We start from the raw sequence: 12,958 nt of genomic DNA, 5'->3' as shown, positions 1-12,958 counted from the left end.
GCGGAACATCAAATGAAGCAAGTTATTCAAAGCGCCCGCAGCGGCGAGCTTTCCTTGAAGGATGTCCCGGAGCCCCGAGCCAGCGCGGGCAGCCTTTTGGTGCGCACCCATGCCTCGTTGATTTCGGCCGGCACGGAAAAGCTGATCATCGATTTTGCCAAGAAAAACCTCGCCTCCAAGGCCAAGGCGCGGCCCGATCTGGTGCGCAAGGTGGTGGACAAGGCCAAACGCGACGGCATTGCCTCGACCTTCAAGGCGGTCATGGCCCGCTTGGACGCGCCGCTGCCCCTGGGCTATTCCGCCGCCGGATCGGTGGTCGAGGTGGGCCAGGGTCTGGAAGGCCGCTTCCATGTGGGTCAACGCATCGCCATCGCCGGGGCCGGTCTCGCCAACCATGCGGAACTGAACGTGGTACCGGAAAACCTGGTGGCGCCGATTCCCGACGACGTGCCCGACGCGGAGGCCTGTTACGGCACCCTGGGCGCCATCGCCCTGCATGGGGTGCGCAATCTGGATGTGCGGCTGGGCGAATGCGTGGCCGTGGTCGGCACCGGCCTGTTGGGTCAGATCGCCGTCCAACTGTTGAGCCTGTCGGGGATTCGGGTGGTCGCCCTGGACTATAACCCGGACCGCCTCAATCTGGCCCGCGACCTGGGGGCGGAATTGGCTCTGAGCCTGGAATCCGACAGCCTGGAGGCCTCGGTGCGGACCATGACCCGGGGCATGGGCTGCGACGCCGTGTTGATCGCCGCCGCCACCGAGTCCTCTGAGCCCTTCGCCACCGCCGCTGCCGTGGCCCGCGACCGGGCGCGGGTGGTGCTGCTGGGCATGACCGGCACCGAGTTCCCCTATCGCGAATTCATGCAAAAGGAACTCAATGTCACCGTCTCGCGCTCCTATGGCCCGGGTCGCTATGACGAGGACTACGAAGGCCGCGGCCTGAAGTACCCTGTGGGCTTCGTGCGCTGGACCGAGACCGAGAACCTGCGCGAGGTGCTGCGGCTGATGTCCCCCAGCGCGCCACGCCGCCTGGACGTGGCCGCCCTGACCACCCATGAGTTTCCCCTGGAGACGGCGGAGAATGCCTATACCATGGTCACGTCGGGCAGCCAGCCACATCTGGGCGTGATCCTGACCTATCCGGAACCGACACGCGCCAAGCCGCGACCCCGGTTCCCCGAGCCCAAGGCGGAACCCAAGGACCATTGTGTCCTCGGCGTCCTCGGCGCCGGGAATTTCGCCCGCACCGTCCTGCTGCCCGAACTCAAGGGCATGGGCCATGTGGATCTGCGGACCATCGTCACCACCCGGGGGGCCACCGCCGAGCATGCCCAGAGCACCTTTGGTTTCGACCATGCGGGCACCGACGCGGACCTGGTGCTCAACGATCCCAATATCAATGCGGTGCTGGTGGCCACCCGCCACGGCTCCCACGCGGATTATACCGCCCGGGCCCTGGCGGCGGGCAAATCGGTGCTGGTGGAAAAGCCCCTGGCGCTGGACCGGGACCAGTTGACCCGGGTTATCGAGGCACGCAGCGAATCCAAAGGCTTTTTCCAGGTCGGATTCAATCGCCGTTTCTCCCCCCTGGCGGTGCGCATGCGCAAGACCCTGGGAGCCACACAAGGCCCCAAGGTGCTGACTATCCGCATCAATGCCGGCGCCCTGCCGCCGGAAAGCTGGATCAACGCCAAAGAGGAAGGCGGCGGCCGGATCCTGGGCGAGGTTTGCCACTTCATTGATTTGGCACGCTTTTTCGTGCGCTCACCGATCCGCACCGTGCAGGCCGACGCGGCCCAGGTGACCGACGGGGTCTGCGATGACCTGGCTATTTCCCTGCGCTTCGGCGATGGCAGCCTGGCCAATATCACCTATACCGCCCAGGGCGACACGGCCTTTAGCAAGGAACTCTACGAGGGCTTTGCCGGGGGCCGGGTGGTGGTGCTGGACAACTTCCGCAAGCTGACCACCGTGGCCGACGGCAAGGCCACCAACCAGACCTGCAACCAAGACAAAGGCTTCCGGCAATCCATGGAGGCCTTCGTGCAGGCCGTGGCGGGCGGCGGCGGGGCACCGATCAACGAGGGGGAGCTGATCGACTCCAGCCTGGCGACCATTGCGATAACGGAATCACTTCGTTCCGGTTCCAGAATAGAGCTTTAAGGAGCAGGGCTCATGAACGATCCTTTGCATCTGACAGCCCTGGTGGAGGCTCTGCCCGGCGCCCGGGTCATGGTGGTCGGCGATGTGATGCTGGACCGCTATATCCAAGGCGAAGTCAGCCGCATTTCCCCCGAGGCACCCATCCCGGTGCTGCGAATCGAGGACGAAAACGCCATGCTCGGCGGCGCGGGCAACGTGGTGCGCAATCTGGTCGCCCTGGGGGTCCCCTGTCGGTTCCTGTCGGCGCTTGGCGAGGACCCCGTGGCGCGGGAGATCCAGGATTTGCTTGCCGGCCTGCCGGGGGTCGAGGCGACCATGATCGCCGCGCCGGGGCGGATTAGCAGCGTCAAGACCCGTTTCATGGGCCATGGGCAACAAATGCTACGGGCCGATCGCGAAACCACCGAGCCCCTTTCCGCCACCGCCCGCGCCCAGTTGCTGGCCGAAGTGGCGTCCGGGCTGACCGATTGCGCCGCCCTGGTGCTGTCGGACTATGGCAAGGGCACCCTGGCCGACGGTTTGGCGGCGGAGATCATCGCCCTGGCCAACCGCGCCGGAAAATCGATTCTGGTGGACCCCAAGGGGCTGGACTACGGCCTGTATCGCGGCGCCCATTGGTTGACCCCCAACCGCAAGGAACTGGCCGAGGCCAGCGCCATGGAAACCGGCAGCGATACGGCCATCGTTGCCGCCGCCCGGCATCTGACCGAGACCTGCGGCCTGGGCGGTCTGTTGGCCACCCGCAGCCAGGATGGCATGAGCCTGATTCCCGCATCGGGCGAGGTGATCCACCTGTCCGCCGAGGCGCGGGAGGTCTATGACGTCTCCGGCGCCGGAGACACGGTGATCGCCACCATGGCCGCCGGTCTGGCCGCCGGCGCCACGCCCGAGCAGGCCGCCGCCCTGGCCAACGCCGCCGCCGGGATTGTCGTCGGCAAGGTGGGCACGGCGGTAACCTATGCCTCTGAATTGAGCGCTGCTTTGCATCATCAGGATTTGGCCGATGCGGAGGCTAGGGTACTGGCCTTGAACCCGGCCCTGGACCGGATGGAACGCTGGCGGCGCAACGGGCTCAGCGTCGGCTTCACCAATGGCTGTTTCGATTTGCTGCATCCGGGCCATGTGTCTTTGCTCAAACAGGCCCGGGCGACCTGCGACCGCCTGGTGGTCGGACTCAATTCCGACGACTCCGTGCAGCGTCTCAAGGGCCCCACCCGCCCGGTGCAGAGCGAGATGGCCCGAGCCACGGTGCTCGCCTCGTTGGCCTCGGTGGATATGGTGGTGCTGTTTTCCGAGGATACCCCGGAAGGCCTGATCGAGGCCCTGCGCCCCGATGTGCTGGTCAAGGGCGCCGACTATACGGAGGACACGGTGGTTGGCGCGCCGTTCGTCAAATCCTACGGCGGTCGGGTGGTGCTGGCCAAACTGGAAGACGGCCATTCGACCACCGGCACCATCTCCCGCATCAACGGCTGACCGGTCATGTCCCTGACCGAGGCTCTGCTCTGGTACGGCCTGGCCTGGATCGGCTTTGGCGCCGGGCATAGTCTGCTATCGGGGGAAACGCTCAAAAAACCCTTCGGGGCCTGGTATCGGGTGGCGTTCAACACAATCGCAATTCTGCACATCCTGGCGGTCTATGCCCTGGGGCGCTGGTTGTTCGAAGCGGCACCGGCCCTGGACTGGCCGCGCGGGTCTGGCATGCTGCTTTGGGCCTTGCACATGACCGGCTGGGGGCTGATGGTCTATGCCCTCACGGGCTATGACCTGGGACGTCTGGGCGGGCTGAGCCAAGTGGCCGCGGCGCGCCGGGGTGAGAACGCGCCGGACGACGAACCTCTTCGGCGGGACAGTCTGCATCGCTATGTGCGCCATCCCCTTTATGCCGCCGGGTTCCTGATCCTGTGGGGCGGGGTTCATGATTGGATGCATCTGGCCACCGCCTTTTGGGGGTCGGCCTATTTGATCATCGGCAGTGGGTTTGAGGAACGGCGCCTGCTGCGCCTGTATGGCGAACCCTACGCCGCCTATCGCCGCCGGGTCCCGGCTTTCCTGCCCTGGAAAGGACGCGCCTGGTCAACGGAGTAGACCACCCTTGCCCCTGTCGCCCCGCTCATTCGGTCTGACCTTGCTGCTGACCTGTCTGGTGGCCTTCGGGCCCCTGTCGACGGACATGTATCTGCCGTCGCTGCCGGACATGGCCCGCGACCTGCTGTCCGACGCCGCCGGGGTGCAACTGACTCTGAGCGTGTTCATTGCCGGGTTGGCGGTGGGACAATTGTTATACGGGCCCCTGGCCGATCGCTTCGGGCGCCGCCCCTTGATGCTCATCGGCGTGGCCTTGTTCACCGGCGCCAGCCTGATCTGTGTCTGGGCGCCGACCATCGAGATTCTGATTGCCGGACGATTGATGCAGGCCATTGGCGCTTGTGCCGGACCGGTCCTGGGCCGGGCCGTGGTGCGCGATGTCTATGGCGCCGAAGGGGCCGCCCGCATGCTTGCCTACATGGCGACTGCCATGGCCGTGGCGCCTCTGGTGGCGCCCACCCTCGGCGGCCTGATGGTCGAGGTCTGGGGCTGGCGTTCGGTGTTCTGGGTATTGCTGGGATTCGGGATCTTGCTCTTGGGGGCCACGGCCTGGGGATTACCGGAAACCGTGCCGGGCAAGAACATGGAGGCCATCCACCCGGGACGCATGCTGCGCAATTACGGCGCCCTGCTGCGTTCACGGCGCTATGTGGGCTATATGTTGGCCAGCGCCGCGGCCTTTTGCATTATTTTTTCGCTGATCTCCGGGTCGTCCTTCGTGTTCATTGAGATCCTCGAGATGGCGCCCTGGCTTTATGGCCTGTGTTTCGGGCTTTGTGTCGGCGGGTTCATGATCGGCTCCACCTTCACCGGGCGGTTCAACAAGCGCTTCGGCAATGATCGCCTGATCCTTTGGGGCGGCTTGGTCTCCAGCACCTTTGGCATTGCCGGCCTGGCTCTGGTGCTGGCCGGACAGATCAGCGTTGCCGGGCTGGTTGTCCCCGCCATGGGCATGACTCTGGGGGTCGGCCTGATCATGCCCAATGCCATGGCCGGCGCCATCGGGCCCTATCCGGCCATGGCGGGCACGGCCTCGGCCTTGGTGGGATTCGTGCAGATGGCCATCGCCGCCACCGTCGGGGTGATCATCGGTCAGACCTATGATGGCACTGCCCTGCCGATGATGCTGGCCATGGCCGGATCAGGGGGTGCCTGTTTGCTGATCTATCCGGTTTTCATCCGCCAAACAGGGACTTGATCGCGTCGAACAGGTCCGGCTCCCGGGTCTGGGGATCGGGTGCCGACGGGGTCCTCTCCCGGGATATGGGAGCGCGGGACGCGGGCGCGGGGAGGCCCACAAGGGGCAGGCCTTTGTGCCCGGCCCGCATGATATCCTTCCAGATGCGCGCCGGGAGGCCACCGCCGGTAACGCCTTTCATGGGCCTGCCGTCGTCATTGCCGACCCAGACCCCGGCAACCAGTTCGCCGGTGAAGCCGACGAACCAGGCATCGCGGTAGTCCTGGCTGGTGCCGGTCTTGCCCGCCGCCAACCAGTTGCCGAAAGAGGCGTTTTTGCCGGTTCCGGTTTTCATCACCTGGATCATCATCTTGCGCAGGGCTTGCAGGTGCCGCCCCTGTACCACCGCGCCGATGCCACCGCCGGAGCGCCGGTACAGGGGCTGGCCGGCGCGGTCGCGGATTTCGGTGATGCCGTGGGGAAAGACCCCGAATCCACCATTGGCCAGGGGCACATAGGCGGTGACCAGATCCATCAAGGTGACTTCCGCACTCCCCAAGGCGAGACCCAGGTCATCGGGCAGCGGCGTGGTAATGCCCAACCGCTCCGCCACTTCGGTCACATGGGCGGGACCGGCGCGCCGGGCCACCCGCACCGCCACCGTGTTGACGGAATCCGCTAGGGCTTCGGTGAGGGTAATGGCTCCGCGGAACTTGTCATCCCAGTTGCCCGGCTCCCAGTCACCGATCTTGATCGGTTTGTCGTCCATCACGGTTTCCGGAGTCAGGCCCGTTTCCAGCCCAGCCAGATAGACAAAAGGCTTGAAGGCCGAACCCGGCTGCCTTTTGGCCAGGGTCGCCCGGTTGAATTGGCTTTGGGCATAGTCCTTGCCGCCGATCAGAGCCCGCAAGGCGCCTTCGTGGTTGAGCACCACCACCGCCACCTGTGACGCCCCCCGGCGCCGACCCTCGTTGTTCATATGCCGGGCAACGATGTTTTCCACCGCCTTTTGGAGCCGGTTGTTCAAGGTGGTGATGATCGTCAGGTCTCCGGCATCGTGGCCCGTATAGCCGCCCAGCTGCCCGACCACCCAATCACCGAACCACAGGGCCGTGGCCGCCGGGGCCTTGCGCCCGACCACGGCGCTCATGCGTTTGGCCGCCCGGTCGGCGGCGGCCTTGTCGAGGGTTCCGGCGGCGACCATGTTGAGCAGCACCTGCCGCGCCCGTCCGGCAGCCCGTTCGGGGCTGGAGCGGGGGTTGTAGCGGCTCGGGGCTTTCAGCAATCCAGCCAGCAGCGCCGCCTCGGGCAGGGTCACATGGCGCGCCGACTTGCCGAAATAGGTCCGCGCGGCAGCCTCCACCCCATAGGTTCCGGCCCCCAGATAAACCCGGTTGAGATAGATGGTGAGGATCTGGTCCTTGGTGAATTCATGCTCCAGCCACAGGGCCAGCATTAGTTCCTGGATCTTGCGCTTGAGGCTGCGTTCGGGACTGAGGAACAGATTCTTGGCCACCTGCTGGGTCAGGGTCGACCCCCCCTGCACCACCCGACCGGCCCATAGATTGGACCACATGGCCCGGGCCAGACCGATGGGATCCAGGCCGAAATGGCTGTAGAACCGCCGGTCTTCGGTGGAAAGGATGGCGTCGGGCAAGGCGGGGGGCAGATCCTCCACCCGCACCGCCCCGGCGAACTTGTCGCCCCGGGTGGTGACCACGGTCCCGTTGGCGGCGGCGATGGTGATGGTCGGGCGACGGTCGGCGATCAGGGCTTGATCGACGCTGGGCAGGTCATAGGCATACCAGCCCAGCAACCCGGCCAGCGCCACCACGCCCCAGATCCCCACCACCGCGCTCCATTTCAGCCCGCGCAGAACCTGGGCTCGCGAGGGTTTGCGGGGGCGGATGCGATTCCATAGAGCCGACAAGCGCGCGCGCGGCGCCTTTGAAGGAGACGCGGCGGCAGGTTTGGGAGTCGCTTTTTTCGATGCTTTGACCATGACCGCAGTATGGGCCGAGGGCGGTTAGGAAAGGTTTAAGTGGGGGAGGATCGCCCAAGCCTGTCAGGGTGTGGAAAAGCCGCGTCATCTTGAAGAATCTCGAGTCTGCGCATCTCAACCCAATGATTGATTCATCAACTACCGGCCGATACCATCAATTTAAAGGTGTATTTCAAGGTGTGGGTGATGGTTGTTGGCTTGGAGAATCATGCGCTTCTTGTCCAAACTATTGGTAAGGCCACGAACCTATCAGGATTGGTCGATCCGAATCGCGCAATTGTTTTTGGCCACCAATTTTATGGCCGCCGGATATACGGCGCTGATCGATTTCGGAATAATAGCTCCAGACAACCAGTTGCCGGCACGTATCGTCGCCACCCTGCCAGACACAGAGATCGAGAATCTTTACGATAAGGGCATGGCGTTGTTTAAGAGGCAAGACTATGAGAAAGCCTTTCCCTTCCTACATAGCGCGGCTTGGAATGGACACTTGGATGCGCAGTATCGAACCTCTTTCCTATACTCGGCAGGCTTTGGCGTCGAGCATGACGACTGCCTATCGGTCGAGTGGTCTGATCAGGCTGCCAGAATGGGCTACGCCCGTGCTCAAGTGAGCCTGGCAAACGAACTCGGGGGCCCTGGAGGTGCGAACAGCGGCTTGGCCTGGTCTGCAAAGCAGCGATTGCACTGGATCCTGGAAGCTGCCCAAAGGGGTGATCAGACAGCACAAGAATCACTCGCCAACGGAAAGGCTTTCGATGATTGGTTCCTCACTGAAAGTGATGTCCTTAAGGTACAAGAGCAACATCACACCTGGAAACCGCAAAAACAAGAGCCCGTTCGCGTTGTAAGACTGCCATTCATACCGTTCGTCACTCGCGAGGGGATGGTGCTTCTTGGACACTTTGGGGGGTGCTCAGCGTTATTTTAGCTGCAAATCCTTCACCTTGATTCCGCGTTGGTCCAATTCTTTCTCGAGAGCTCCTTCTTCGTGAGCTTTGTAAAGGCCAAACGCGTCTGCAAACAATGTTGCGGCCTCGATAGCCAGTTTGGCTTGTGGAGGCAGGGGTGCCTGCCTGGAGGACAAATAGGTACCGGTTAACGCTGCGGGAATAGCTGTGTTTGCTGGGTTCGCAGAAGCTTTATATCTCTCGATCAGCTCCTCGCCGACATCAACGACATGTCCCATGTGGGATTGGTGAGATTGTCGTAGCCCATAGTCTCGCGTCTAAGCCAAGCTTGAAACGCTCGCAACCCCAATATAATTTAAGAAAGCGAGAAACAGGTAAAGAGCCACGCTAAGAAAATCTAATCCGACAATCTTAAATAATGCCACAACAATGTTCACGCATAAAAATAAAATGCATGGAATAATGAAATATAATGAGATATCGATAAAATATATACTCACGTAAGACGTGAAATTAACCACAGCGAATATAACAGAAATATTATATAAAGAGATAACAATATTTATGGATACATATATCGTTTTTAGCATATTAGAACCCGATACGAACGGCTTGGAACCAATTGATTTGTTCCCGAATTGAAAATCGCGACACCTGTCTACCTGTCATTTCCCAAAGCCCACCAGGGAGCGACATCTTTGAGACCATGTTCCCACTCATCAAAGTAAAGTTTCATCTGGTCCCACCAGTCAGGATCAACAGGGCCGACGGTCGGTGAGGCGTAATTATAAGTCCCCCGTAATTTGGGATCATCAACGACCTGCCCAGTATCACCGTCAAAGATCACTTCTCGTCCGTCAGAGTGGCCAAATTTGATTTCGGATTTTCCTATTTCATTGTCATGGGCCTTGTTTTGCCAGGAAGGATATTGATTGAATCCCATCTGTTCCGCTTCCTCCATGGTGCTCGGCAGGGGCTGGTTGCGAGCATCCCTTTCCTCGAAATGCCAGGCCGTGCCATCATACCAGGCTTGACCCAGGGTTTGGTCCCAAGTGGCGACTCCCGGCTCATTGCCAACGAATTTTGCGGCCTCATCCAACCAGTCGGCCCCGGCGGGCACACCGAGCTCCGCTTGGCTTTTGCGCGCCGTTCGTGGCTTGGCGGCATTGGCGGCCCGCGCCTTGGCCAGGGCGGCCTCCTCTTCCTTCTGCCACGTCTTGTAGGCCGCCTCTTGCTGCTTTTTGGCCGCCGCCTGGCGTTCCGCCTCTTCGCGTTGCTTCTGTTTTGTCTCTTCCTCCTCCTGCCAGGCGGCCAGGGCCTGCCGGTGGCGGCGCTCGGCATCGGCGAATTCAGCGGCGGGGTCTTTTTTCGGGGCTCCCGTCACGGGCGCTGATACCTTGGGATTGGTTTGATCGGTCAAAACAGCGGGACGGCCCCCACCATCTTGAGCAGGTTTGCCGCCTTCGCTCTTCTCCTGCCCCCCATTATCGCTCTCGACGGCGGAGCCATTGTAGTCTCCGTCATTCTGGCCACCGGGGTTGGTGTCATCATGCCAGCTTCCAACACCGGTGTTGTTCCAGATTGGTGGGAAATGAATATCAGGGCTGGGTTATGCACTACCGTCCCTACGATGCAGCAATCCATCACCAGGCCTTTCAATGATTGTATTTCATGATATATTTTATCTAAGAGTAACTATTGGCTTGGAACATCATGCATTTCTTGTCCAGATTGATGGTGAGACCGCCCTCCTATCAGGATTGGTCGATCCGAATCGCGCAATTGTTTTTAGCCACCAATTTTATGGCCGCCGGATATACGGCTCTGATCGATTTCGGAATAATAGCTCCAGACAACCAGTTGCCGGCAGGTATCGTCGCCACGTTGCCCGAGGATGAAATCCTGGATTTCTATACCCGAGGCACATCCCATTTCAAGGCTGGGGACTATGCCACAGCCTATCCGCTGTTACATCAAGCGGCCATGAATGGGTATCCCGAGGCACAATTCCAAATTTCAGAGATATATGCAGAGGGTCTAGGTATGGAGGAGGATCATTGCCTGGCGACTGAATGGACCGACGCCGCTGCCCGCAACGGTCATCCCGAGGCCCAGTATGTCATGGGTAGAGCCTTGCGGGGTGCGGCAAGAGACCGTACTGGGGCCGCTTCGGATTCCGAACAGCGTCTCCACTGGATCTTGGAGGCGGCAAAAAACGGCGACTCGAGAGCATTGGAAGCGCTGGATGATGGCTCCGCCTACGATGATTGGTTCTTGTCTGCGGCGGACGCCCATCGCATCAAAAAAAGTCACCCGCGATGGAAAGTCGAGTGGCAACATCCCGAACGAATCTCCCGGGCACCGGCATGGCGCTGGATTACCGATCTCGGACTGTTCCTCTCCGGGAGATACTATTCCTGCTAAAGTCGTCCGGGGTTTTTTACTTGGTCCGATGCCCCCTGCGTTCGAGTTCGGCATCCATGGTGGGCGTCTCAATATTTTTCTTGTATTGGTTGGTCAACTCCAAGACCAATCCCAACGGAGCCAGCGCATTGGTCAAAGCGCTTCGGCGGGCTAGTGCGGCTGACAACTCCATGAGTTTTGCCGACCATTCCACAGCTTCGGCTTTGTGTCCCTTGTTCAAGGCCGATCGCTTTTGCAGCTCCTCATCCGACATCAACGACATAAGTTGACGTGGAGGCTCAGTATTGCAACCTGAAAAGGTTCGGCACATACTCGCCCCATGATTGATTTCATGCAGATCACCCGGCGTTCAGTGTTTTGGGCCTTTTTGCTTTTGGGGAGCGTCGCATCCTTCGCCGCTGCCAGGGCTCAACCACCCGAGAAAAACCAAGACCCGTCTCCCGTCACCGTCGGTCTTGAACCCGAAACGCCGCCCTGTCAGGACCGGGCGGGCTCGACCTCCGGGGCTCCCGATTTGATAACCTTTATTCGCGAGGTATACGACGAAGCCGTGACCTTGATTCGGGGAAATGCCTGCCGGGCGCCCGACCCCCTTCAGGCCGCTCGCTGGGCCATGATCCTGGACCTCAAGCTGCACCATAGGAATGGCGCGCTGATGCTCGGATACCTCTATCGCAAAGGATTGGGCGTCGAGCGGGACGACACGGAAGCGGACTACTGGTTCCGGCGCTATGCGTTGGTCTGGCTCCGGGAACCCGATCGGTCCTTGGAATATATCCGCACCATGGCGCGCATCACCCTGCTTGGCTTCGGCGAGTTGGAAAGCGAGCATATCGAGGCCCTGGACAAACATCTTGTCTGGGTCGCGGGCTTGAAGGATCTGGACGGAAAGGCACTGTTCGACCTCTCCCACGAACTCAGAACGGGAGAAGGCGAAATCCTTGATCCGGAGTCCGCGGATCGGGTTTTGACCCTCGCATCGTTCAAATCCTTTCTCCCCGCAACGATAGAAAAGGCAAAACGGATTTTGGAGCGCCGCCAGAACCTGTCCTTCGATTTGAGAAATGAACAATATGATGATTTATCGCATTATCTCTTCATGATTTCTGCGGAAACCAAATCAACTTGGGCACTTGCAAACTGGGCTGGATTCAAATTTCAAGTGCAACACCGATTGATTTGGCGAATGCCTCGATTGGCGTGAGGAAACCGAGGCATTTTCGGGGCGTTGTGTTGTAGGTCCATGTGATGTCCTCGATGTCTTGATCGGAGAATTTATTGAGGCGAATGTGCCTGGGCAGGCTGCGGCGCAGGACGCCGTTGGCGTTCTCGATGGAGCCGCGCTGCCAGGGGGAATGGGGATCGCAAAAGAAGGCGCGCACAGGCAGGCTCTTGTGGTCGTAGAACTCGCCGCCGTTGTCCAGGGTGACGGTTTTCCGGGCCCGTTTGGGCGCACGGTTGAGCAGCCTGGCCAGCGCCTCGGCGGTGGTGCGGGCGGTTTTGTCTGGAAGGGTCGCGGTGAGCAGCAGCCGAGACCGCCGCTCGATACAGGTGAGCAAACAGGCCCGTTGCTTGCGGAAGTGCACCAAGTCGGCCTCCCAATGGCCCGGCTCGGCGCGCAGATGGGCCTTGGTCGGACGCATATGGATCGGCATCCGGTCGGGGATCGGCGGATCGCGCCGCCCTTTTCGGGCCCGTCGTCCGCGACGGGATTTGGCCTGCGGCAACAGGCGGTGGAGCTTCCGCCGCCGCCCGTGGGGCCCGTAGATCCAGGCATAGATTGTCTCGGCGCTGATGGTATGCTCTGATCCTTCGAGCTTGAGCCTTCCGGCGATCTGCTCCGGGCTCTGTTCCATAGCAAGTGCATCCAGGATGTGGGTTTTCAGAGGGCTCAAGCGCTCGATTTTCGGCAGGCGGCGTTTGCGCGCCCAGGCCATGCGCTCGGCCATGGCCGGCTTGTATCCGGCCCGGGGCAGCGCGTTGCGCTTCAATTCCCGGCCAATGGTCGAGGCCGAGCGGCCCATCAGCCGCCCAATGGCCCGTTGAGATTTACCGTCTGCATGCAGACGGTAAATCTCGCATCGTTCGTCCAAGCTGACGTGTGCATATTTCTGTCCCATAGCGTTCCCAGCATAGCTGGGTGGTGCACTTGGGGTCTGAATCTAGGTGGGGCCTCCTTTGGGCGAAACAGTC

12 protein-coding genes are annotated in these 12,958 nt (G+C 61.1%); 7 read left to right on the top strand and 5 right to left on the bottom strand.

Annotated features, from left to right (window positions below; all coding sequences use genetic code 11):
* The first annotated feature begins 12 nt into the window (after positions 1 to 12).
* The 4 genes from MGMAQ_RS00180 to MGMAQ_RS00165 are packed head-to-tail and all read left to right on the top strand — an operon-like array spanning position 13 to position 5,449.
* Positions 13 to 2,163 carry a bi-domain-containing oxidoreductase gene (locus MGMAQ_RS00180; protein WP_046019933.1) on the top strand — a complete coding sequence of 717 codons (2,151 nt, stop codon included), beginning with the start codon at positions 13 to 15 and terminating at the stop codon, positions 2,161 to 2,163.
* A 12-nt stretch (positions 2,164 to 2,175) separates the two neighbouring features.
* Complete coding sequence (gene rfaE1 / locus MGMAQ_RS00175; protein WP_046019932.1) at positions 2,176 to 3,639, top strand: D-glycero-beta-D-manno-heptose-7-phosphate kinase; 1,464 nt, start codon at positions 2,176 to 2,178, stop codon at positions 3,637 to 3,639.
* 6 nt (positions 3,640 to 3,645) lie between these two features.
* Positions 3,646 to 4,251 (top strand): isoprenylcysteine carboxylmethyltransferase family protein, encoded by a 606-nt coding sequence (locus MGMAQ_RS00170; protein WP_046019931.1) that lies wholly within the window; start codon positions 3,646 to 3,648, stop codon positions 4,249 to 4,251.
* 7 nt (positions 4,252 to 4,258) lie between these two features.
* Complete coding sequence (locus MGMAQ_RS00165) at positions 4,259 to 5,449, top strand: multidrug effflux MFS transporter (protein WP_046019930.1); 1,191 nt, start codon at positions 4,259 to 4,261, stop codon at positions 5,447 to 5,449.
* Here MGMAQ_RS00165 and MGMAQ_RS00160 read toward each other — a convergent pair.
* Positions 5,427 to 7,430, bottom strand: a complete 2,004-nt coding sequence (locus MGMAQ_RS00160; protein WP_082085178.1) for a transglycosylase domain-containing protein — start codon at positions 7,428 to 7,430, stop codon at positions 5,427 to 5,429. The genes MGMAQ_RS00165 and MGMAQ_RS00160 overlap by 23 nt on opposite strands.
* Before the next feature lie 208 nt (positions 7,431 to 7,638).
* Between MGMAQ_RS00160 and MGMAQ_RS00155 the strand changes: the two genes are divergently transcribed.
* Positions 7,639 to 8,361: a tetratricopeptide repeat protein gene (locus MGMAQ_RS00155; protein WP_046019929.1), complete on the top strand. Its 723-nt coding sequence runs from the start codon at positions 7,639 to 7,641 to the stop codon at positions 8,359 to 8,361.
* On the opposite strand, the gene MGMAQ_RS00150 is transcribed toward MGMAQ_RS00155, so the two are convergent.
* Both MGMAQ_RS00150 and MGMAQ_RS00145 read right to left on the bottom strand, forming a co-directional pair.
* Positions 8,353 to 8,619, bottom strand: coding sequence for a hypothetical protein (locus MGMAQ_RS00150; protein ID WP_046019928.1), 267 nt, complete (start codon positions 8,617 to 8,619; stop codon positions 8,353 to 8,355). The two genes, MGMAQ_RS00155 and MGMAQ_RS00150, sit on opposite strands and share 9 nt — an antisense overlap.
* Positions 8,620 to 8,999: 380 nt before the next feature.
* Positions 9,000 to 9,761 carry a hypothetical protein gene (locus MGMAQ_RS00145; RefSeq protein ID WP_046019927.1) on the bottom strand — a complete coding sequence of 254 codons (762 nt, stop codon included), beginning with the start codon at positions 9,759 to 9,761 and terminating at the stop codon, positions 9,000 to 9,002.
* Positions 9,762 to 10,054: 293 nt separating this feature from the next.
* Here MGMAQ_RS00145 and MGMAQ_RS00135 point away from each other — a divergent pair, with 293 nt between their 5' ends.
* A complete protein-coding gene (locus MGMAQ_RS00135) occupies positions 10,055 to 10,765 on the top strand; it encodes a tetratricopeptide repeat protein (protein ID WP_046019925.1) in 711 nt (236 codons plus the stop codon).
* Positions 10,766 to 10,781: 16 nt separating this feature from the next.
* Here MGMAQ_RS00135 and MGMAQ_RS20885 read toward each other — a convergent pair whose 3' ends face one another.
* Positions 10,782 to 10,937, bottom strand: coding sequence for a hypothetical protein (locus MGMAQ_RS20885; protein ID WP_158498734.1), 156 nt, complete (start codon positions 10,935 to 10,937; stop codon positions 10,782 to 10,784).
* Between the two features lie 147 nt (positions 10,938 to 11,084).
* Here MGMAQ_RS20885 and MGMAQ_RS00125 point away from each other — a divergent pair, with 147 nt between their 5' ends.
* Positions 11,085 to 11,969 (top strand): SEL1-like repeat protein, encoded by an 885-nt coding sequence (locus tag MGMAQ_RS00125; protein ID WP_046019923.1) that lies wholly within the window; start codon positions 11,085 to 11,087, stop codon positions 11,967 to 11,969.
* Here MGMAQ_RS00125 and MGMAQ_RS00120 read toward each other — a convergent pair.
* Positions 11,917 to 12,885 carry an IS30 family transposase gene (locus MGMAQ_RS00120; protein ID WP_052715992.1) on the bottom strand — a complete coding sequence of 323 codons (969 nt, stop codon included), beginning with the start codon at positions 12,883 to 12,885 and terminating at the stop codon, positions 11,917 to 11,919. The genes MGMAQ_RS00125 and MGMAQ_RS00120 overlap by 53 nt on opposite strands.
* Positions 12,886 to 12,958 lie beyond the last annotated feature (73 nt).

Origin of the sequence: Magnetospira sp. QH-2, from assembly GCF_000968135.1 — a bacterium.
Classification (GTDB): Bacteria; Pseudomonadota; Alphaproteobacteria; order Rhodospirillales; family Magnetospiraceae; genus Magnetospira.
This window is presented reverse-complemented; position numbering and strand designations above follow the sequence as displayed.

Coding starts and splice junctions, on each gene's coding strand:
- MGMAQ_RS00180 (WP_046019933.1), top strand. CDS start 13: ATGAAGCAAGTTATTCAAAGCGCCCGCAGCGGCGAGCTTTCCTTGAAG.
- MGMAQ_RS00120 (WP_052715992.1), bottom strand. CDS start 12,885: ATGGGACAGAAATATGCACACGTCAGCTTGGACGAACGATGCGAGATT.
- MGMAQ_RS00135 (WP_046019925.1), top strand. CDS start 10,055: ATGCATTTCTTGTCCAGATTGATGGTGAGACCGCCCTCCTATCAGGAT.
- rfaE1 (WP_046019932.1), top strand. CDS start 2,176: ATGAACGATCCTTTGCATCTGACAGCCCTGGTGGAGGCTCTGCCCGGC.
- MGMAQ_RS00160 (WP_082085178.1), bottom strand. CDS start 7,430: ATGGTCAAAGCATCGAAAAAAGCGACTCCCAAACCTGCCGCCGCGTCT.
- MGMAQ_RS00170 (WP_046019931.1), top strand. CDS start 3,646: ATGTCCCTGACCGAGGCTCTGCTCTGGTACGGCCTGGCCTGGATCGGC.
- MGMAQ_RS00125 (WP_046019923.1), top strand. CDS start 11,085: ATGATTGATTTCATGCAGATCACCCGGCGTTCAGTGTTTTGGGCCTTT.
- MGMAQ_RS00150 (WP_046019928.1), bottom strand. CDS start 8,619: ATGGGACATGTCGTTGATGTCGGCGAGGAGCTGATCGAGAGATATAAA.
- MGMAQ_RS00155 (WP_046019929.1), top strand. CDS start 7,639: ATGCGCTTCTTGTCCAAACTATTGGTAAGGCCACGAACCTATCAGGAT.
- MGMAQ_RS20885 (WP_158498734.1), bottom strand. CDS start 10,937: ATGGAGTTGTCAGCCGCACTAGCCCGCCGAAGCGCTTTGACCAATGCG.